The sequence below is a fragment of the Niallia sp. FSL W8-0177 genome, from assembly GCF_038006285.1.
Classification (GTDB): domain Bacteria; phylum Bacillota; class Bacilli; order Bacillales; family Cytobacillaceae; genus Niallia; species Niallia circulans_A.
Genome location: NZ_JBBOUX010000001.1, coordinates 85,661 through 105,285, shown reverse-complemented (window position 1 = coordinate 105,285; position 19,625 = coordinate 85,661). Strand labels below are relative to the sequence as shown.

General features: G+C 37.5%; 18 protein-coding genes and 1 riboswitch. Of the genes, 2 read left to right on the top strand and 16 right to left on the bottom strand.

Annotated features, from left to right (window positions below; genetic code table 11):
- Window positions 1-2 precede the first annotated feature (2 nt).
- The 4 genes from NST77_RS00470 to NST77_RS00455 form a co-directional block, all read right to left on the bottom strand.
- On the bottom strand, window positions 3-779 hold the full coding sequence (locus NST77_RS00470; RefSeq protein WP_047944647.1) for an ABC transporter ATP-binding protein: 777 nt from the start codon (window positions 777-779) through the stop codon (window positions 3-5).
- A complete protein-coding gene (locus NST77_RS00465) occupies window positions 776-2,041 on the bottom strand; it encodes a branched-chain amino acid ABC transporter permease (protein ID WP_095330969.1) in 1,266 nt (421 codons plus the stop codon). The genes NST77_RS00470 and NST77_RS00465 overlap by 4 nt, the downstream gene beginning before the upstream one ends.
- 9 nt (window positions 2,042-2,050) lie before the next feature.
- Window positions 2,051-3,028, bottom strand: a complete 978-nt coding sequence (locus tag NST77_RS00460) for a branched-chain amino acid ABC transporter permease (RefSeq protein WP_047944649.1) — start codon at window positions 3,026-3,028, stop codon at window positions 2,051-2,053.
- A 220-nt stretch (window positions 3,029-3,248) separates the two neighbouring features.
- Window positions 3,249-4,442 (bottom strand): branched-chain amino acid ABC transporter substrate-binding protein, encoded by a 1,194-nt coding sequence (locus NST77_RS00455; protein ID WP_095330967.1) that lies wholly within the window; start codon window positions 4,440-4,442, stop codon window positions 3,249-3,251.
- Window positions 4,443-4,899: 457 nt separating this feature from the next.
- Between NST77_RS00455 and NST77_RS00450 the strand changes: the two genes are divergently transcribed.
- Window positions 4,900-5,049 (top strand): hypothetical protein, encoded by a 150-nt coding sequence (locus tag NST77_RS00450; RefSeq protein ID WP_341122633.1) that lies wholly within the window; start codon window positions 4,900-4,902, stop codon window positions 5,047-5,049.
- 858 nt (window positions 5,050-5,907) lie between these two features.
- Here NST77_RS00450 and NST77_RS00445 read toward each other — a convergent pair.
- The 6 genes from NST77_RS00445 to NST77_RS00420 form a co-directional block, all read right to left on the bottom strand.
- On the bottom strand, window positions 5,908-6,429 hold the full coding sequence (locus tag NST77_RS00445) for an acyl-CoA thioesterase (protein ID WP_047944652.1): 522 nt from the start codon (window positions 6,427-6,429) through the stop codon (window positions 5,908-5,910).
- 19 nt (window positions 6,430-6,448) lie between these two features.
- On the bottom strand, window positions 6,449-7,933 hold the full coding sequence (locus NST77_RS00440) for a HAMP domain-containing sensor histidine kinase (RefSeq protein WP_341122632.1): 1,485 nt from the start codon (window positions 7,931-7,933) through the stop codon (window positions 6,449-6,451).
- Window positions 7,872-8,561 (bottom strand): response regulator transcription factor, encoded by a 690-nt coding sequence (locus NST77_RS00435; protein WP_341122631.1) that lies wholly within the window; start codon window positions 8,559-8,561, stop codon window positions 7,872-7,874. Before NST77_RS00435 ends, NST77_RS00440 begins: the two co-directional genes overlap by 62 nt.
- 102 nt (window positions 8,562-8,663) lie before the next feature.
- Complete coding sequence (locus tag NST77_RS00430) at window positions 8,664-9,842, bottom strand: ABC transporter permease (protein WP_095330957.1); 1,179 nt, start codon at window positions 9,840-9,842, stop codon at window positions 8,664-8,666.
- Entirely contained in the window at window positions 9,839-10,540 is a 702-nt protein-coding gene (locus NST77_RS00425) for an ABC transporter ATP-binding protein (protein WP_217279705.1), read from the bottom strand. The genes NST77_RS00430 and NST77_RS00425 overlap by 4 nt, the downstream gene beginning before the upstream one ends.
- Window positions 10,537-11,556, bottom strand: a complete 1,020-nt coding sequence (locus NST77_RS00420; RefSeq protein WP_095330953.1) for an efflux RND transporter periplasmic adaptor subunit — start codon at window positions 11,554-11,556, stop codon at window positions 10,537-10,539. The genes NST77_RS00425 and NST77_RS00420 overlap by 4 nt, the downstream gene beginning before the upstream one ends.
- A gap of 356 nt (window positions 11,557-11,912) precedes the next feature.
- Window positions 11,913-11,957: riboswitch (PreQ1 riboswitch) on the top strand.
- Between the two features lie 6 nt (window positions 11,958-11,963).
- Between NST77_RS00420 and NST77_RS00415 the strand changes: the two genes are divergently transcribed.
- Window positions 11,964-12,452: a QueT transporter family protein gene (locus NST77_RS00415; RefSeq protein WP_341122630.1), complete on the top strand. Its 489-nt coding sequence runs from the start codon at window positions 11,964-11,966 to the stop codon at window positions 12,450-12,452.
- A 119-nt stretch (window positions 12,453-12,571) separates the two neighbouring features.
- On the opposite strand, the gene NST77_RS00410 is transcribed toward NST77_RS00415, so the two are convergent.
- From NST77_RS00410 to NST77_RS00385, 6 genes are all read right to left on the bottom strand, one after another.
- Window positions 12,572-13,441, bottom strand: coding sequence for a PhzF family phenazine biosynthesis protein (locus NST77_RS00410; protein WP_341122629.1), 870 nt, complete (start codon window positions 13,439-13,441; stop codon window positions 12,572-12,574).
- A 213-nt stretch (window positions 13,442-13,654) separates the two neighbouring features.
- Window positions 13,655-14,791: a toxic anion resistance protein gene (locus NST77_RS00405; protein WP_341122628.1), complete on the bottom strand. Its 1,137-nt coding sequence runs from the start codon at window positions 14,789-14,791 to the stop codon at window positions 13,655-13,657.
- Window positions 14,788-15,492 carry a 5-bromo-4-chloroindolyl phosphate hydrolysis family protein gene (locus tag NST77_RS00400; RefSeq protein WP_217279846.1) on the bottom strand — a complete coding sequence of 235 codons (705 nt, stop codon included), beginning with the start codon at window positions 15,490-15,492 and terminating at the stop codon, window positions 14,788-14,790. The genes NST77_RS00405 and NST77_RS00400 overlap by 4 nt, the downstream gene beginning before the upstream one ends.
- Window positions 15,493-15,789: 297 nt before the next feature.
- Window positions 15,790-17,022 (bottom strand): L-lactate MFS transporter, encoded by a 1,233-nt coding sequence (locus tag NST77_RS00395; protein ID WP_163188522.1) that lies wholly within the window; start codon window positions 17,020-17,022, stop codon window positions 15,790-15,792.
- 150 nt (window positions 17,023-17,172) lie between these two features.
- Window positions 17,173-17,901, bottom strand: coding sequence for a LytR/AlgR family response regulator transcription factor (locus NST77_RS00390; protein WP_095330942.1), 729 nt, complete (start codon window positions 17,899-17,901; stop codon window positions 17,173-17,175).
- A complete protein-coding gene (locus NST77_RS00385; protein ID WP_095330940.1) occupies window positions 17,898-19,565 on the bottom strand; it encodes a sensor histidine kinase in 1,668 nt (555 codons plus the stop codon). The genes NST77_RS00390 and NST77_RS00385 overlap by 4 nt, the downstream gene beginning before the upstream one ends.
- Between the last annotated feature and the right edge of the window lie 60 nt (window positions 19,566-19,625).

Below are 19,625 nucleotides of genomic sequence, written 5' to 3'. Positions count from 1 at the left end.
CTTTAAGCAAGTGATACTGCTCCTTTTCCTAAATAGGCTTCAATTACTTTCGGATTGGAACGTATCTCTTCCGGACCACCTTCTGCAATTTTTTCTCCATGATCCAATACGATGATATGGTTTGAAATTTCCATCACCAGCTTCATATCATGTTCAATTAAAATAATGGTCAAATCATATTTCTTACACATATCTTGAATTAAACCAGTTAATAGACTTGTTTCCTTCGGGTTCATACCAGCAGCAGGCTCATCTAATAATAAAACGCTAGGCTTTGTAGCTAGAGCACGAGCAATTTCTAATCTCCGTTGTGCTCCATATGATAAATTTGCCGCTGCTTCATTTAATAGATCAGCAAGCCCAACATATTCTAATAGGCGATATGCCTCTTTCATTGCTTTCTCTTCCTCCTGTTTAGCCTTTGGCAATTGAAGCAATGTCCCAACCAAGCTGCCTTTGATATGGTTATGCATTCCGACCATGACATTTTCCAATACGGTAATATCACTGAAAAGGCGGATATTCTGAAAGGTTCTGGAAATTCCTTGTTTCGCTACGACATGCGGCTTAAGCCCGGCAATTGTTTTTCCGTCAAGGAGAATTTCCCCAGATGTCGGTTTATACACCCCTGTTATCATATTGAAAAAAGTCGTTTTTCCCGCTCCATTCGGTCCTATTACCGCTGTGATGGAATTCCTCTCGACAGACATATCAATATTGGAATTCGCAACAAGTCCACCAAACTTTTTCGTTAGTCCTTTCACTTCGAGTATATTCATTTGTGCCCCTCCTTAAGCAATATAGTAGACTCCTGCTTTTCTGCTATGCTCTCTTTTAATTTCTTGGCATTAACCTTTTTATTTTTTGCCGGTATTAATCCTTGTGGACGATATAAGGTCATAATAATTAAAAGGGCACCGAAGATAAATCTTTGCATTTTTGCTGGAGATAAGGCATCAGGAATAGTGGTTACTTGGCTTAGCCACCCCGTTAACTCGGTTAGCACCTGTAAGTTTAATATCGTTACAACTGCCGCTCCTAGAATAACACCTGGCACACTTCCCATTCCTCCAAGGATGACCATAACAAGAATGGTCGTAGATTCTAAGTAAGTGAAACTTGTTGGATCCACAAACATTTGCTTTGCGGCAAACACAACTCCCATCATTCCGGAAAAGGATGCCCCAATAGCAAATGCCGTCAACTTTGTTTTTACAAGGGGAATTCCCATCGCTTGTGCAGCAATCTCATTTTCTCTGACCGCCTTCCAAGAACGGCCTAATTTTGTATGTTCCATTCTAGTCACAGCATAAATTACAATAATAAACATAACTAGCACAATATAATAGAATTGGTTCGGCTGTGACAAAGTAATACCAAATAATTCAGGCTGTTGAATACTTGGCAGCCCCATCGCTCCATTCGTGATATTTACTGGCTTATCTAAGTTATTAAATACAATCCGGATTATTTCCCCAAAACCTAATGTAACAATAGCCAAATAATCTCCTTTTACTCTTAATACTGGAATCCCTAATAAAACCCCAAATAGAGCAGCTACAAATAAACCAATGATAATAAAAAACCAAAAGCTATTTCCGGACAATGGATATGTTCCAAAGGGCATGAAGTTATTCGCTTGTGCTGTCGCAAACACGCCATATGTGTAGGCGCCAACAGCAAAGAAAGCAACAAATCCTAAATCAAGCAACCCTGCAAGACCAACAACGATATTCAGCCCTAAAGCCATACAAACATAAATCCCTACCATAGTTGCTACTTCCATATATGCTTGATAGGATGGCCCTTGACTAGCTGAAATCGGGAGAACAATCACTAAAATAAGTAAAGCAATTCCCCACTTCATTTTATTTCCAAGATTCATATAATATAGGAGTAATAGCGATAGCAATAATAGTAAAAAGGCAATCACTGATTTTTGCGAGAAAGCCAATGCAGCAGTTGTCACCAATACATAAGCAAAGAAAAGAATAATTTGGGCAACTTTATTTGTTTGGATGGTTTTAATCATGTTAGCCATCTTTTCCACCTACACTTTCTCTGCTACGGCTTTGCCAAATAAGCCTTCTGGTTTAAAAATAAGGACGATAATCAATATGGCAAATGCAACAACATCTTTATATTCTGCTCCCATAATCCCGCCTGTGATAACCGACAGATTCGCTGCGGTGAACATTTCAATCAGTCCAATTAACATACCGCCGAGCATCGCTCCGCGTATATTGCCAATTCCGCCTAAAACTGCGGCAGTAAAAGCTTTAAGTCCTAGTATAAATCCAATGTACGGATCGATTGTTCCATATTGAACAGCAAATAATACACCAGTGGCGCCGCCTAAAGCAGATCCTACAAAGAAAGTGACAGAGATAACCTTATTCACATTAATAGACATTAAAGATGCCGTGTCTCTATCTTGCGCCACAGCTCTCATCGCCATGCCCCACTTTGTTTTGTTAACAAAAAAATCTAATCCTACCATCAAAATAACGGCTACTATAATAACAACTAAAAACGAGCTTTTAAAACTTGCAGCATGAGAACCGAAAACAGATCCGATATTTATTTTGTCAGAAAATAGATTAGGCGAAGTAATTATGTAATTCCCTTTGAATAATTCTGTAATGAAACGAACGATATCCTGTAGTAAAAAGGAGATACCAATAGCTGAGATAAGAGCAATTAACTTTGGTGCTTTTCGCAGTGGACGATAAGCGACTCTTTCGATTCCCATTCCTAAAAAACCTGTGATGAGACTAGTAATTAGGAGCATGACAATTAAGGAAAGTACAGCAGGCAGCATCGAAGTCCATCCTAGACTTGTTAAAGTAATTAAGATGGCCGTGCCAATGAATGCACCTGACATAAATATTTCCCCATGAGCAAAATTTATCAATTCTAATATTCCATAAACCATTGTGTATCCCAATGCAATAACGGCATACACCGCTCCTAATGTTAATCCATCAATTAAAACTTGCGGTAATGTTTGTAAAATTTCAGTTAGCATTCTCTTCCCCACACTTTTGATTTAATGGTTTTAGTAGATAGAGTTTAACCGCATAAGATGAAAGATTTCCCGCTACGGTTACTCAACAGATTCATTCTATTGACGTAATCACCATATATGCTGATTTCTATCTACTAAATAGCTAAGATTAATTTCCGGCATTTTAGTTCTTTACAAATAAAAAGGACGATTGATATTCATGTCCTTTTTATTTACTCGTTTATTGGCTAATTTCTCCATCTAATGTAGCTGGGTATTTGGCTTCATCAAATTTATAAATAAAGATTTTTGCGAATTTATTATCTCCTTTCTCATCAAATCCAACTTCTGTCACTACCCCTTTGTAATCTTGTGTAGCACGCACAGCTTTAGTAACCTCTTCACGTGTTGGTAATTTGTTATCATTCTCTTTAATTGCTTTTTCAATGCCTGCTAGTAAAACTGCTGCAGAGTCGTATGCATAGGCAGAATAGGACTCAATGTTTTTGCTGAATGCTGCTTTATAATCTTCAGCAAATTTTGTTCCTTCTTCTGATTGGGTTGTATCACCGGCAACGGAAGTAATGAAGGTATTTTTCACAGCATCTCCTGCGATTTCAACAAAAGTAGATGAGTCTAAACCATCTCCACCCATGAATGGAATATCTAATCCTTTTTCACGTGCTTGCTTTACCAAAATTCCCCCTTCTGCATAAAGGCCACCGTAATAGATTAGATCAGGTTTTTTAGAGGCTACTTGGTTTAAAACACCGTTAAAGTCTTTTTCACCAACGGTAATTCCCTCATAACCAACAACTTCAGCTCCTAAATCTTCCGCTGCTTCTTTAAAGGCATCTGCTAGACCTGAACCGTAAGCTGTTTTATCTTGAACAACAAAAATTTTCTTTGCCCCTAAAGTTTCCACGGCATATTGTGCCCCAGCAGGACCTTGGAAATCATCGCGGGCAACAACACGACTCACTGTTTTTAAACCGCGATCCGTATAGTCAGTGGCTGTACTTGCCGGAGATACACTTACAAGATTATTTTTTTCATAAACTTCAGATGCTGGAATGGAAACACCTGAGTTTAAGTGACCGACTACCCCTAATACAGATTTATCCGCAACCACTAAGTTAGCATTAGCAACCCCTTTTTTCGGATCTCCCTGATCATCCTGTGCATCTAATTTAAGTTCGAATCCTAATTCAGCAAACTTATCCTTTTGTTGATCAATAGCCAGCTGCGCTCCTAATTTAATTGCTTCCCCTAATGTAGCGCTGCCTCCAGAAAGTGGTGATTGTGTAACAATTTTAATTACTTTTTTGTCTCCTGAATCCCCTGAATCCGAGTTTGTGTTTGAAGCACAACCACTCATAAATCCTAAAGCTAATGTTGCAGTCATCGCGAAAGAAAGTACTTTTTTGGATAACATAATATGCCCCCTATCATTGTCTTTTTATCTATGAAACGACAGGATATTTTCCCAATTGCTCCTGTTCCATGTTTGGATTATAATCTTCTTCTAGACAAGTGTCTTTCATATTGTCAGAAAATTTAACAGTATATTTTTCTGAAAAGTTAATATATTCTGAAGCTTTTCTTCGTACTTCGAAATGATTAGGAATGATTGGTTGTTCCGCATATTGGACATTTGTTGGGGGGAAATTTAATTTAGTTTGAGGATTGGATGAGAGAAAAGATAGCAAATGATTGGGCATTACTTTCTAATATGGGGAGGTTGAGTGGAGATCATTCGCTTTGTGGGTGTGGTGGAAACGGGGTAGTTTCGTTGTCAAATTGTCTATTTTATCGTTTTATTAGTGATTTTTTAGCATTTTTTCTGAGATTAATAGAATTCTACACTCAAATTGAATGTAGAGGGTCTGAGTTTGGCTGATATCAGCCAAACTTTTCGACTTATCAGCCAAACTCTACGGCTTATCAGCCAAACTCTTCGACTTATCAGCCAAACTTTCGACTTATCAGCCAAACTCCTCGACTTATCAGCCAATCTCTCGACTTATCAGCCAAACTACTGATTTATCAGCCAAACTACTGACTTATCAGCCAATCTCTACAACTTATCAGCCAATCTCTACAACTTATCAGCCAATCTCTACAACTTATCAGCCAAACTTTACGACTTATCAGCCAAACTTTCGACTTATCAGCCAAACTACCGATTTATCAGCCAAACTACTGATTTATCAGCCAAACTCTCGACTTATCAGCCAAACTACCGATTTATCAGCCAAACTACCGATTTATCAGCCAAACTACTGATTTATCAGCCAAACTACCGATTTATCAGCCAAACTACTGACTTATCAGCCAATCTCTCGACTTATCAGCCAAACTACCGATTTATCAGCCAAACTACCGATTTATCAGCCAAACTACTGATTTATCAGCCAAACTACCGATTTATCAGCCAAACTACTGACTTATCAGCCAATCTCTACAACTTATCAGCCAATCTCTACAACTTATCAGCCAAACTTTACGACTTATCAGCCAAACTTTACGACTTATCAGCCAAACTTTACGACTTATCAGCCAAACTCTCGACTTATCAGCCAAACTCCTCGACTTATCAGCCAAACTACTGATTTATCAGCCAAACTCTCGATTTATCAGCCAAACTCTCGCCAATATCAGCCAACTTGCAAAGTTATCAGCCAAACTCTCGATTTATCAGCCAAACTACCGATTTATCAGCCAAACTCTCGATTTATCAGCCAAACTCTTCAACTTATCAGCCAAACTCTCGATTTATCAGCCAAACTACTGATTTATCAGCCAAACCTCTCGACTTATCAGCCAACTTGCCCGTTATCAGCCAAACTCCTCGACTTATCAGCCAAACTCTCGCCAATATCAGCCAAACCAGGGTCAACTTATCCCCAAGGCATATCTGTACTAATAACACTTGCAAATGCCTTACTATGTTCTCTTCTATCTTTACGTATTTTTACGCGTTGTTCTGCTGTGTTATAAAGCATGGTCTCTTCCTCGGACTGGGGGATTACTTTAGGAACCCGTCTTGGCTTGCCGTTCTCATCTAATGCAACAAAGGTTAAAAAAGATGTAGCAGCGAGCTTTCTTTCCCCTGTTTTTAAATTTTCTGCTATTACCTTCACAAAAACTTCCATCGATGATTTTCCTGTATGTGTTACATAGGATTCTAAACATACAGAATCTGTCGGGCGAATAGGAAACAGGAAATCAACGGAGTCCGTTGAAGCTGTGACTACATCGCTTCTTGAATGTCTCGATGCAGAAATAGAGGCCACATCATCTATATAACTCATCAGTTTCCCTCCAAATAAGGAATTATGGTTATTTGTATCAATTGGGAATATTCGGCTTGTTTTTACTACTAATGATTCCTTGCAATATTTTTCTTCTTGAACTGTCATTCCGAACAGCCCCCTTTTTTTAAGTAAGTATTGAAAATTGTAATAGAAATATTGTAGATCTACCATCTGAATTTTGTAAAGATAAATGTCCTCCCTGTGCTTTGGCGAGCAGAAGACTATATGGCAATCCTAAGCCGAGCCCACGCTCGATATCTTTCTTATTTTTCCCTCGATAAAATCGTTCAAAAATATAAGCTTGTTCTTCTTTTGGTATGCCATAGCCATTATCTTCAACTAAAATTTTGATGTTCTGGTCATCATGGGTTAATCGGATTGTTATTTTTCCACCCTGCTTCCCCTTGATTGCATGTAAGCTATTATTTAATAAATTTACGATAATTTGTTGAAAACGAACACTATCAAGCATGGTAAAAATCGGCTTTTCTGGATTTATAAAGGTAAGTTTCGCAGAGGACAAAGACTCCGTATGGACAATTTCCCATTGATAAATAATTTCTTTTAAAGTCGCCTGTACATTCAGCTTTTCCTTATTCACTTTAATTGAACCAGCACTAAAGCTATTAAAATCTAGTAAATCCTCTACCATGCTTTGCAGTCTGCCAGCTTCTTTTAAACTCATCGATAAAAATTGGCTTTTCTTCTTTTCTGGAATGACATTGTCATTGACAGCTTGAATTAAAGCACTGATAGAGGTGATCGGTGTTTTTAATTCATGGGTAACTCCTGCGAGCAATTGTGTCCGTAAACTTTCCAATGCATAGAGGCGCTTAGTCATTTCGTTAAAAGACAGCATCAATTGGTATAACTCTTTTTCCTGCACTTCTTCATTTAATGTAATGTGATAGTTACCATTCATTAATTGTTGAGCAGCGTTGGCAACCTCTTCAACCGGCTTTGCCATCTTTTTAGATAAAGAATAAATAACGAACCAGCCTAGCAGCGCCAAACTAAGAAGCAACAATCCCAGTAATTGATATTCTTCCTTATTTAAATGCTGCAGTTGATTATGCGGCTGAATGATATAGACTGAACCTGTTGGCGTCCCATCCTTTAGAATAGGGGCTATGACAACTGATGCTTTTTGATTATTCCAGAGCGTGACCTTTTTAATCGTTAATTCACTGACTAAGGGCAAAGACTCAATTAGCTGCTGTTTTTCGCGAGAATCTGGTGGGAAGTTCTGATTCATAGAGCGGATATTACCGGCAGCATCTTTTAGAAAAACATCTAGTGGCTGCCCTTCATTGATAAACTTCTGTCTATCCTGCAAAAATGGCAGACGAATATCCTTCAATCTGCCTTCTACCATTTCATTAGCATGCTCCGCTATTTCCTGGGCAACTAATTTTGTTAATTCTAAGCGATTTTCCAAAGCATTATGGCGAATCCACAAAATTGAAATAATCCCGATAATCAAAAGTCCTCCACATAATGTCAGCAAATATCTTTTTGTCCAATAATAGAGAAGAGGCGTTTTTTCTTTATTGTTTTTCCTGAATATAAAATTGATAGCCCAATCCGCGTAATGTTTTAATTTCGCCATCTTTTGGATCCCACCCATTTAATAATTTCCTTATTCTTTTAATCGCTAGATCAACCGCCCGATCACTTCCATCATAGTTATTTCCCCATACATGATCCAGAAGCTGATCCCTTGTAAATGTTTGATTTGGATTGCTTGCTAAAAAGAGAAAGACAGAAAGATCTCGCGGAGTGAAGGGAACCTCAATTCCATTAAGAAAAACTTGATGGGAGACATAATTTATTTTTAAATCGCCATAGTATTTCACTCGCTCATCTTCTTGATAATGGGAGGATCTTCTTAGTACCGCTTGGACACGGGCGATGACTTCCTCCCCTACAAACGGCTTGGTAATATAATCATCCGCTCCATTTTCAAACCCTTTTAGTTTTTGCTCTGTATCTGATAAAGCTGTAAGCATAATAACAGGACATGCCGATTTCTTACGAATAAACGAAAGAACGCTCCAGCCATCTACATATGGCATCATAATATCTAATAGAATAAGGGCAGGAGTTTCTTCCTCTAGCTTCCGTAAAGCCTCTTCTCCATTATAAGCATAATCTACATCATAGCCTGCATTTTCTAAATAAGCTCCTAAAACCATAGAAATTGCTAGTTCATCTTCCACAATTAGAATTTTTCTCATCATTTTTTCCTTATGCTTTATTTTTTCCTAATGAAACTCATTATACCTATTATTGTCAGAAGAAAAAATAGATCAGCCTTCTATCCAGCTGATCTATTCCGCTTATTGATATCTTAATGCTTCAAGGGGACTTAAGTTAGATGCTTTGTTCGCTGGAAAAATCCCAAAGATAATGCCAATTAGTACAGAGAAACTAACGGAACCACTGACAACCCACCACGTAATCTGGGAAGTCATCTCTAATGTGCTCGACAATATGTCTGCACTAGCGATTCCAATAGCTGCTCCTAAAATTCCGCCTAATGCACTAAGTACAATAGCTTCAATTAAAAATTGGAGCATAATATCTTTTTTCCGAGCACCTATTGCTTTTCTAATCCCAATTTCCCTTGTTCTTTCTGTAACCGAAACAAGCATGATATTCATAATTCCGATTCCTCCAACGATTAAGGAAATACTTGCTATGCCGGCTAATAACAATGTCATCGTATTGGAAACAGAATCAAGGGCCTCCGATACAGAAGATTGATTCCGCACAGAATAAGTAGTTTCATCTCCATCAAACTGATTGTATAATTCTTGCTTCATTTTTGCCATTCCCATTTCAACTGAATCCTCATCCGTCATAAGCACTGTTGCTGAAGTTACATAGGTTTGACCGATAAAGCGTTGTGCTGTTGTAAATGGAATCAGGACAGAATCATCTACAGATCCAGTTAACTCTTCCCCTTTTTCAGCAAGTACTCCGATTACTTTAAATGTTGTTCCATCAATTTGAACGGTTTTATCGACTGGATTTGCGAATCCGAATAACTCGGTTGCTATATTATACCCCAACACCACTACTTTATTGCGATTATCCAAGTCAATGTCCATGACATTTCTTCCTGACTTCAAAGTAATATCCTGTACCTCTTCATAAGAAGTAGTAACACCTGTAACAGTAACTCCAGAGCTTGATGTCGTTCCATTTCTGAGTGTACTGGATGTTGTCACTGTTGGTGAAACAGCCTTTACTTCGTCAAATTCTGCAAATGCCATCAGTTCATTATAATCGACAACCTCTTCCTCACTAGAGTTTCCCGATAAATTTACAGAAACTGTTGTCGTTCCTAAGCCGGCAATGTCATCGGAAACAGAATTGGAGGCTCCCATTCCTAATGAGGTTAAAGCAATAACCGCTGCCACACCAATGATAATACCGAGCATGGTAAGCACTGCTCTTAATTTATTCATTGCTATATTTTTAAAAGCTATCTTGATTGCTTGTCCTAATTTCAAGAGACAACTACCTCCTTTGTCTCTGCTAGGCGACCATCTTGAATGCGAATAACTCGCTTAGCCTGTTTAGCGATTTCTAAATCATGGGTGATTAAAATTATGGTATGTCCTTGTCTATTTAGGTCTTTCATTAAATTCATTACCTCGACTCCTGTCTTACTGTCTAACGCTCCAGTCGGCTCATCAGCAAGCAGGATTGGCGGATTCCCCGCAAGAGCACGGGCAATGGCCACGCGCTGTTGCTGTCCACCAGATAATTCTGTTGGTTTATGTCCCGCTCTTTCCAGTAATCCTACTTTTTTCAATGCCTGCATGGCAATTTCTTTTCTTTCCTTACTTCCGATTCCTCGATAAACCAAGGGCAGCTCCACATTTTCAAAGGCAGATTGTTTCGTAAGCAGATTAAAGGATTGGAAAATAAAACCGATCTTATGATTTCTCACTTCTGCTAACTGTTTGCTTTTTAACGAAAAAACATTTTGCCCGTCCAAGTAATATTCACCAGAATCGGGTGTATCCAAGCAACCGATTATATTCATTAATGTTGATTTACCTGAACCAGACGGCCCAATGATAGCAATAAAATCCCCTTTATTGACTGTAAAGCTTACATTATCCAATGCCGTAACTGTCTCTCCTCCAAGTGTATATTCCTTTTTCACATTTTTTATTTCGACAATTGCATGCTTTTCTATCATTCATTTCTACCTCCAAATCCACCGGAAGGCATTCCGCCGCCTTGGCCTCTGAATTCACCATTTGGCATTTGACCTCTACCTTCTCCATTTGGCATTTGGCCACCACCAGGGAACATTCCTTGTGTTTCACTATCACTTGATGATTCAAATGTTGGCAGTACTACCGTTGTTCCTTCCTCTAAACCACTTTTAATCTCCGCAACTTCTGTATTTTGTAATCCTACTTCCACCGTTTGTTTTGTTGAGGCAGTTTCCTTTGTGCCATCTTCATTAGTAGTTGTGCCATTTGCTACTAGAACATAATATTCTTCATTCTCCTTTTGTACAGCTTCTACAGGAACCGTCACGACATCTTCCGCTTTATCGGTTGTGATAGTAGCTTCTGCTGTCATTCCAACCAACAATCCACTGGGCTTAGTTATTTTCACCGCAACCGCATATTTTGCGACACTAGTACTGTCACTGTTTGCTTCTTTTGCTACACTCGTAACTTTTCCAGTAAACTCTTTGTCTTCCAGTGCACTCACTTTTACATTAACAGCTTGTCCCGCCTTTACTTTCGAAATATCTAATTCATCTACGTTAACTACCATTTCTAGATTGTCATAATCAGTAACTGTTACAACTTCTGTTCCCATTGATACATTGCCATCTTCTGCAACATTTAGAGCTGTAATTTCACCAGAAAAAGTTGCAACAATTGGGTCGAGTGTATCATTCTCGAATGTTACTAGCTCGTCGCCTTCTTCTACCTCATCCCCTACTTCGACTAACACCTCGTCTACTGTTGCATTTCCTTCAGAAGTGAAAGTCTCTTTATTGATAGCTGCAATGCTTCCAGTACCACTTACCTCTATTTCAACATCACCAGCTTCTGCCGTTGCTGTTTGCGACCTAGCCTGTGCTCTTACTTCTGTTTGATTATCATTGCTAAAATAATAATAAGACCCAATCCCCGTCCCTATTACCAAAACTGTTACTCCACTAATAATCCACTTCTTTATACTTTTCTTCATTTTTTGCTTCAACCTCTTTCTATTCTATTTTAATGAATTTACTTGATTCATTGTCTTGCTGTTTACAAGTAATAGAATAAAAGAGTTATGTGTCAGGAAGAAGTCAGGGGAAAACTTTTTTAGGATTTACAATTTTGTTTTGGGGGTGCAGGGGATTGGGCTCTGTTGCTTTTCTTCTTGTTTGTGGTTACAGAGACGGATTCTCTGTTAACTTTCTCCGCTTTTATTAATTAATATTCAATTAATCCGATACCTCTCTAATCACCCAACCTTATCCCTCCATCATCACGGGATAAAATTCCATTGACGAACATAGGCTTCCTATTATATGATAACTTATTGTGTGAAAGTTATTGGATAACGTGGTTCGAGACCATCCCACGTAAAAAAACTAAGGGAGAGAAAAAATGAAAACAAAAACACTTGCAATGAACGGTTTAGTGGCTGCATTGTATGTCGCTGTTACGATTGCGATTGCGCCGATTGGTTTTGGCAGTATTCAATATCGTGTTTCGGAATTATTTAATCATCTTGTTGTATTTAACAAAAAATATATTTATGGAATAGTCGTTGGCGTATTTTTAGCAAACTTATTCCTGTCAACCATTAAGTTATACGATTTAACTTTTGGGGTTGCTCATTCTATTATTTGTTTGTTAATCACAATTGGTATAAGCAAGTTTATTAAAAGTCACCTTTTACGAATGATTATTAATACCCTTGTGTTTACCTTTAATATGTTTATTATTGCCTATCAATTACATCTTGCACTTGGATTCCCTTTCTTAATCACTTGGAGAACAACAGCTATTGGTGAATTTGTTGTCATGGCAATCGGTATACCTATTATGCATTTCTTAAACAAGCGAATTCCCTTTGGGAAGTTAATGGATTAAATACAAAGAGATCAAAATAACCTTGCTCCTTAAGATTATTTTGATCTCTTTATTTTATATGAAATATAATCCAATCATTCTTTGTTTATTTTCTTATTCAATTATCCGTTAACTAGAATTTATATTTCCACTATTAATTCCGATAAATTCATTACCTTTCCACCAACTTTGACATCTATTACTTCTTTTCCTTCAACCATTAATTCAACTTTTATCTCTGAAGGCTTTTTCATCGAATAACCTTGTTCCATTAAATAGGAATAATCACATCCCATTTCTGGATTTTTATACTTAAATAGATAACTAGCAAGGGCGCCATTGGATGTACCAGTAGCAGACTCTTCATTTATACCGTATAAAGGGGCAAAGTTCCTGCAGTAACTATGAGACCCAATCAGAGTTTCAAGTGTGAAAACATGATATCCAACACTATTATATTTATTACAAATTTGGGATACTTTTTTAAGATTTGGGGTAATAGAATTCACAATATTTATATTTTTCACCGGTACAAGTATATCTCTTAGACCTGTTGAAACGATTTGTATTGGTAATTCATCTATCAGATCATATTGATTAATGTTTAAAGAATCAGCAATTTCCTTCTCATTTACTGTTTCATAAAACCTTGGTGTGTTTTGTTCCATCATAATGGTCGAATCTTCCCTTACTTCCACACTTAAAATTCCTGCCTTTGTTTCTTGAAGAAATACCCCTGGCTTAATTATCCCCTTATTCAGGAGTACATAAAATGTTGCTATCGTAGCATGTCCACATAGGTCTACTTCCTCTTCAGGGATGAAAAACCTCACTTTAAAATTTGCTGATTCTGACTTCATGACAAAAGCTGTCTCACTAAAACCAACATCGCCTGCAATCTTCTTCATATTCTCATCAGATAAAGCATCTGAATCCAGCACAACACCTGCTGGATTCCCCCCTTCTAATGTTTTAGCAAATGAATGGGCTGTATATACTTTTAATTTCATAGTTTTTATTCTCCTTATTTTGTAGTCAAAGTTTATTAAAATTCAGCGGAAACTTCTATATATATCCTTTTTATTAACTTGCCCATCAGTTTTACTGCGCTTTTGGCAGAAGAAAAGACCAAATCGTATGCTATTTGGTCTTTTTGCTACTTTTATATTTCGTGTGGTTGGTCTCCACAAAAAAGGAACAAAATTTCATGTATTTAGTTTTTTTTAATACCTATTGTCAACCGTATCTAATGCTTGTTTTAAATTACCTTCTCTTTCCGTAATCTCTTGTTCTGCTTGATTACGTTTTTGTTTTCCTTCTTCTTGGATATGTAGAGTCTCTTCTAATGAGCTCATCAGTTTATGCTGTGTTTCTTTTAGCGAATCGATTTCGACCATTGCCGGACGGTTTTCCTTGGCGATTTGTACCATCTCTTTTGCGTTGGCATCCATTCTGCTTGTATTCAGTTTTGCTTGTGTTTCAATCGCATGACGCTGCCTTAAAAGCGTTAAAGCAATGGAAACTTGGTTTCTCCATAATGGGATCGATGTCATGATCGACGACTGGATTTTATCAATAACCGTACGGTTCGTATGTTGAATCAAGCGGATTTGTGGCGCTGTTTGTATGGTAATTTCTCTGCTGACTTTTAAATCATAAATACGTTTCTCTAGTAATTCCGCAAAATGAATTAAATCATTGACCTCTTGCAGTTTCATTCGATCACCGGACTCCTCTGCAAGTTTTTTTTGCTCCGGAATAAGCTTTTTCGTCATTTCTTCGTATTTCATTTCCGCTGCTGCAATATATACGTTTAAATCTTCAAAATAGGTCTTATTATGTTCATAAAGCTGTTCTAATAAATGAATATCTGCAGTCAATACATTTTTACTGCGTTCAAGACGCACACTCATGCGATCTATTTGGGCACTTGCTTTTTGATAATTTGATAGGACTTCATGGACACTTTTAGAAGGCTTACTATATAATCGGCGGAAAAAACCCTTCTTTTCCACCCGTAATTCATCAGGATTGATTTCATTTAATTTTTCCATTAAATCACTAACGATATCCCCGACTTCTCCAACATCTTTGCGCTGCACATGCTCAATCATTGTATGGGAAAAAGAAAGTAATTTTTTCTGCGCTGCTGCCCCGTAAGCAATCATCGTACGGTGATTGGTTGGATCTAGTTTATCTGCAAGTTCATATGCTCGTTTTTGATTTTGTGGAGATAAAACATCAATAAGGCGAACAGTTTCAGCTGTTTCGCCTTTTTGCATGAACAAATTATTGCTTTCTCCTAAAGGATCGGAGAAATAATCATCTGTAATGTTTTTCATTTGTCGTTCATCTGTCATTTAGTCCGCCTGCTTTCATCTAACAAATCAGTGTCCTTCTCCTTATTAGAAGTATGTTTTACTACATCTAATTCAAAATGCAGATCATCAATATCATCTGATAGAATGCCATGAAGATCGTCTTCCAGCGTTCTAGAAAGCTGCTCTAATGTTCTTCTTGTGTCATTTAAGGTTGCCTGCAGTGCTCTGTTTTTCTTCGGCTGGGCAGATAAAAGGGCATATTTTTCTGCAATTTCTACTAATGAATCTAAGTGCGAATAATAGAATTTCTCTGCTTTATAGAAACGGCGCGGTTCTTCCTTCGTTAATCGATAGATTTTCTTTGTTACTCTCATTAAATCGATTCTTTGCTTAAAAGAAGGAAAGTGGCGGATGGCAAAAACATGTCGATTTAATCGACTAATTTTCTCATTCGCTTCCTTTAGCTGTGTTTGAATAAATTTATATTCTTTTCTTGATAAACCTTGCCTTACCATTAATTGATGTTTAATTACTCCATCTGAGATGAAATAAGAGACTCCAGTTGCCGCAACTCCATATAGAACGGATAGGATAAAATATTGGTCAAATGCCACATAACTGATTAGCCATGTTAAAGCACCTACAGGAAAAGAAATGCCTGTTCGTACTAAAAACATTAAAAATGAGTTCACTATAATCGACTCCTGCCTTCGTATTCCTTTATTTTTTATACGTTTCATTTCAGCTTTTGTTTCAAAAATCGATGATTTATCTACTTCTATTTTAACGTAACCAAGTTCTTTCTTGCTATAGACTTTAAATGGAATCTTTTCTACGACTAAAGACGTATTTTGTTATGTGTCCTTACATTATGTGTATGTGGAAAAGCATAAAAAAATGATTTGATGCTTTTATTCTATCAAATCTAGGCTCTTGTTTCATGTTTTCTCTTTTATTGGATAGATGTGGAAGCAACCAGTTTACAGCAAAAACCCCGAAATGGTATTTACCATTTACGGGGTTCTTTTCTTGCTATCTTATCCAAGGCGATTTGCAAGTCTAGGCTGCGGCTGTTTTGGTTCTTTTGGCTGCAGCTTCATGTGTGGCGGCTTTATGATTAAAGTAATGATAAAGGAAACGACACATAAAACAGTAATGACTGTAAAGGTTGCATGGAATCCTCCAAGTACTGCTGCAATCATAGCTCCTGCCAAAGCTCCAAATCCAAAGCCTTGATAGATTACACCATAGTTTTTACTTTGATTTTTCAGTCCAAAGAAATCAGCAATAATAGCCGGATATACGGTGATAACACCTCCGAAACAAAATGCAATTGCGGCTACACAAGCAAAGAATAATGGAAAGCTTAACGGAACAACATTTAATACAGTGACTGCTACAGCTGTTACAACTAATGTTCCAGAAACAACTTTTATTCGACCTACTTTGTCAGACAATGCTCCAAGAATAATACGACCGATTGTATTGAATATCGCTACTAAAGCAACGGCATTGGCAGCTGTCGCCACATCTAGATTCGCTAGACTGACACCAATATCTTTTACAATACCGATTAAGTATAATCCACTCATACATGCGGTAAAGAAAATAACAAAGAGTAAATATGCTTGCTTTGTTTTTAGCATTTCTTTCACTGTATAATTCTTTTGCTCTGGTGCTAAAGAATTTGTAGTTGTTTCTACTTCCTGTGCTTCTTTTAAAAGGAATGATCCGCCGACAACCATCGCTAAAGCAATAATTCCCCAAATTAAGAAGGCTGTTGAAACACCATAAGCTGCGATTAAGCTTGTATTAATATATTTAAAAACTAAGCTACCGGTTCCATATGCTCCTACAGAGATACCAGAAATTAATCCTTTTTTCTCAGGGAACCATTTAATTAAATTAGATAAAGACGTGATGTACGCAGTTCCGTCTGCAAAACCTACACAAACACCTGCTACAAGATAAAGCATCCATAAAGAAGATACTTGGGAAGTAACCATTAATCCTCCACCTAGCATGATTCCAGCACAGGCAATTAAGCGGCGGAGTCCCCATTTATCTTGAATTTTCCCGGCAAAAAGGGTTGCGAAGGCAAGCGCAAAACTAGTAATGGAAAAAGTGATAGCCGTTGCGCTCAAATCCCATCCAAATTTATCAACAAGAGGTTGGTTGAACAAGCTCCATGTGTATATTGTTCCTAATCCCATTTGCACAATAATGGTACCAATAACTATCAGTAAGCGATTGCCATTTCGTTCTTTCATTCCGATCTCCTCTTTCTACTCGGTTTATAAACAGTATTTTTTACTATAAAAGGTTGTTTATGCTTTCTTTTGATAGTTAAATTATACCGCCTGAAACATTTTCGAAACCGGTATCAGAATGAAATGCCCTTTATTCGGAATGAATGGTATTTATAGATGCATAATTTGTCGAAATGCTTTTGCTTTGCTTCTGCTAACAGGAATTTCCGCCTTAATATCCTTTAATCTCACCAGATATGTATGGTTAAACCATGGGACAATTTCATGGATTTTTGAAAGATTCACGGTGTAGGAGCGATGACAGCGGAAAAAGGTATCCTGCGGCAATTTATCATGAAAATCAGAGATACTCATTGGCATCATATATTCATCTGTCTTCGTATAAACTAATGTTACCTTTTCGCTCGCTTCTGCATAATAAATATCATTAACATCTGTCACAATGATATTTTCATTTTTACGCAAGTTTATACGACGTGTTACTTCTGTCGTAATCTCTTCTTCTCCACCGCTTTCTTTTTTGAAAGATGCTTCTAATTTTGCCAGCATCGCGGCAATCCGCTTTTCTTCATACGGCTTAAGAATATAATCAAATGCCTCTAATTCAAAAGCTTGTGCTGCATGCTCTTTATACGCAGTTGTAAAAATGATATAGGGCTTTTTCGCAAATTTACTAATATTGCTTGCCAAAAGCATCCCATCTAAAGAAGGTATATTAATATCTAGGAAGATGGCATCCACTTCTTCTGCTTGCAAAAATTTAAGCACATCTAAGCCATCTTCAAAAGTGGCGACAATATCAATTTTGCTGTGGGTTTGAATTAAATATTCTAATTCTTCTTTTGCTGGAATTTCATCCTCTACTATTATTGCCTTCATGCTATCTCCTTCGTTATGTCAAAATAAACTTCCGTACCTGGCTCTAATCTACGAATGTTTAAGCCTGTTCCATACATTAATTTTACTCGTTGATGAACATTTGTTAAACCGATTTGTTTGGAGGATACCTCTTCTTTTGCTAAACGATCAATTACCTCCTGGGCAATCCCTTCTCCAGTATCCCGCACACTAACCCTTACTGTCTCTCCTAAATCTTTGACTGATATCGTTACAACTCCAGGACCCTTTCGCTTTAAAATTCCGTGCACAACCGCATTTTCGACCAATGGCTGGATGAGAAGACTCGGAAGTTTAATATGTATATCATCTATCTCATAGTTCACTTGCAGGCGGTTTCCGAAACGAGCTTTTTCAATTTGAATATAGTCTCTCACTTGCTTGAGTGCGAGCTGGATATCAATAAGCTCTTCTCCAACCTCTAAGTTATAGCGCATATACCCCGATAAATTAATAATTAATTCTCGTGCTTTTTCAGGATCGCGACGGGTTGTGGATGCAATCGCGTTTAGCGCATTAAATAAGAAATGGGGATTAATTTTTGTTTGTAGTGCTTTTAGTTCGGCCTTATTTGCTTCCTCTTTCATTTGTTCCACTCGCGACACTTCCATAAGGGTTGAAATAATTTGCGCCAATCCGATTGCCATGGTTTGCAATGTGTTGGTAATTGTATAAGCTTTGCGGTAATAAATTTTTAGGGTACCGGTTACAACGCCTCTTTCTTCTAACGGAATAATTAATAAACAATGAATTTGCGGAGTATGATGATCGGCAATATTATTCCGAATCGTAATCTTGCCACTTCGAATGGTGTCTTTCGTTAAATCACTGATAATCTCTTGGCCGATCTTATATTTTTCCTCCCCAAACCCTACATATGCAAGAACATCTTTTGTATCCGTAATAGCTACTGCGTCTGCTTGAATATCTTCTTTTATAATGGTACAAATAGTTCGCAAAGAATTCCCATTAATAGAACGAAAATAAGGCAAGGTCTTATTCGCAATGTTAAGGGCTAATTGCGCCTGCTGTGCCGCGATTCTTTCCTTTTCTCCTTCTACGCTGGCAATCATCAAGACAATTAGCCCAATGCTCCCTTGCCCTAAAATCATCGGTAAAGCAATGATCGAAACAATATCTATTCCTAAGTCGAAAGGATCTGCCATAAACAATATCAAAATCATTGTTAGCATTTCACATAGCATTCCAGCAACTATTCCATAAATCCAGCGACTACTCTTTTTCACGCGAAGGTGAATATAACCAGATACAATCCCTGCTAAAATACTTGTAATTAAACAAGGAATAGAGGTTACGCCACCAATGTCAATTAAATAACGATGTAGACCGGAAACAATTCCGGTCACAATTCCAACCCATGGGCCAAACAGGATACCACCTGACATAATGGCAATTGTGCGGATGTTGACAATCGAACCTTCTACTTGTATTCCCGAATAGGTCCCGAACAGAGCGAAGGCACAAAATATAATCGTAATTAATGTCAGCTCTGTTGGCGAGTGATGATCCTTTTGCAAGGTCTCTTTAAACTTCGGGACTCTTGTCATAAAAAATAAAGTAATGAGTAAAAGGGCAGCTCGTTCAAATAATTGAATGAGCATTTGCAATTCTAGGGAAGAGTTCATTTTTCTTCCTCCTTGTGTTCAGCAGTCTTTGGTGTATTTAATACTAGTAATGTATCATTA

What these genes read in the sequence shown, in the direction of transcription:
- NST77_RS00470 (WP_047944647.1), bottom strand. Translation starts at nt 779, where the DNA reads ATGAATATACTCGAAGTGAAAGGACTAACGAAAAAGTTTGGTGGACTT.
- NST77_RS00465 (WP_095330969.1), bottom strand. Translation starts at nt 2,041, where the DNA reads ATGGCTAACATGATTAAAACCATCCAAACAAATAAAGTTGCCCAAATT.
- NST77_RS00460 (WP_047944649.1), bottom strand. Translation starts at nt 3,028, where the DNA reads ATGCTAACTGAAATTTTACAAACATTACCGCAAGTTTTAATTGATGGA.
- NST77_RS00455 (WP_095330967.1), bottom strand. Translation starts at nt 4,442, where the DNA reads ATGTTATCCAAAAAAGTACTTTCTTTCGCGATGACTGCAACATTAGCT.
- NST77_RS00445 (WP_047944652.1), bottom strand. Translation starts at nt 6,429, where the DNA reads ATGACAGTTCAAGAAGAAAAATATTGCAAGGAATCATTAGTAGTAAAA.
- NST77_RS00440 (WP_341122632.1), bottom strand. Translation starts at nt 7,933, where the DNA reads ATGGCGAAATTAAAACATTACGCGGATTGGGCTATCAATTTTATATTC.
- NST77_RS00435 (WP_341122631.1), bottom strand. Translation starts at nt 8,561, where the DNA reads ATGAGAAAAATTCTAATTGTGGAAGATGAACTAGCAATTTCTATGGTT.
- NST77_RS00425 (WP_217279705.1), bottom strand. Translation starts at nt 10,540, where the DNA reads ATGATAGAAAAGCATGCAATTGTCGAAATAAAAAATGTGAAAAAGGAA.
- NST77_RS00420 (WP_095330953.1), bottom strand. Translation starts at nt 11,556, where the DNA reads ATGAAGAAAAGTATAAAGAAGTGGATTATTAGTGGAGTAACAGTTTTG.
- NST77_RS00415 (WP_341122630.1), top strand. Translation starts at nt 11,964, where the DNA reads ATGAAAACAAAAACACTTGCAATGAACGGTTTAGTGGCTGCATTGTAT.
- NST77_RS00410 (WP_341122629.1), bottom strand. Translation starts at nt 13,441, where the DNA reads ATGAAATTAAAAGTATATACAGCCCATTCATTTGCTAAAACATTAGAA.
- NST77_RS00405 (WP_341122628.1), bottom strand. Translation starts at nt 14,791, where the DNA reads ATGACAGATGAACGACAAATGAAAAACATTACAGATGATTATTTCTCC.
- NST77_RS00400 (WP_217279846.1), bottom strand. Translation starts at nt 15,492, where the DNA reads ATGAAACGTATAAAAAATAAAGGAATACGAAGGCAGGAGTCGATTATA.
- NST77_RS00395 (WP_163188522.1), bottom strand. Translation starts at nt 17,022, where the DNA reads ATGAAAGAACGAAATGGCAATCGCTTACTGATAGTTATTGGTACCATT.
- NST77_RS00390 (WP_095330942.1), bottom strand. Translation starts at nt 17,901, where the DNA reads ATGAAGGCAATAATAGTAGAGGATGAAATTCCAGCAAAAGAAGAATTA.
- NST77_RS00385 (WP_095330940.1), bottom strand. Translation starts at nt 19,565, where the DNA reads ATGAACTCTTCCCTAGAATTGCAAATGCTCATTCAATTATTTGAACGA.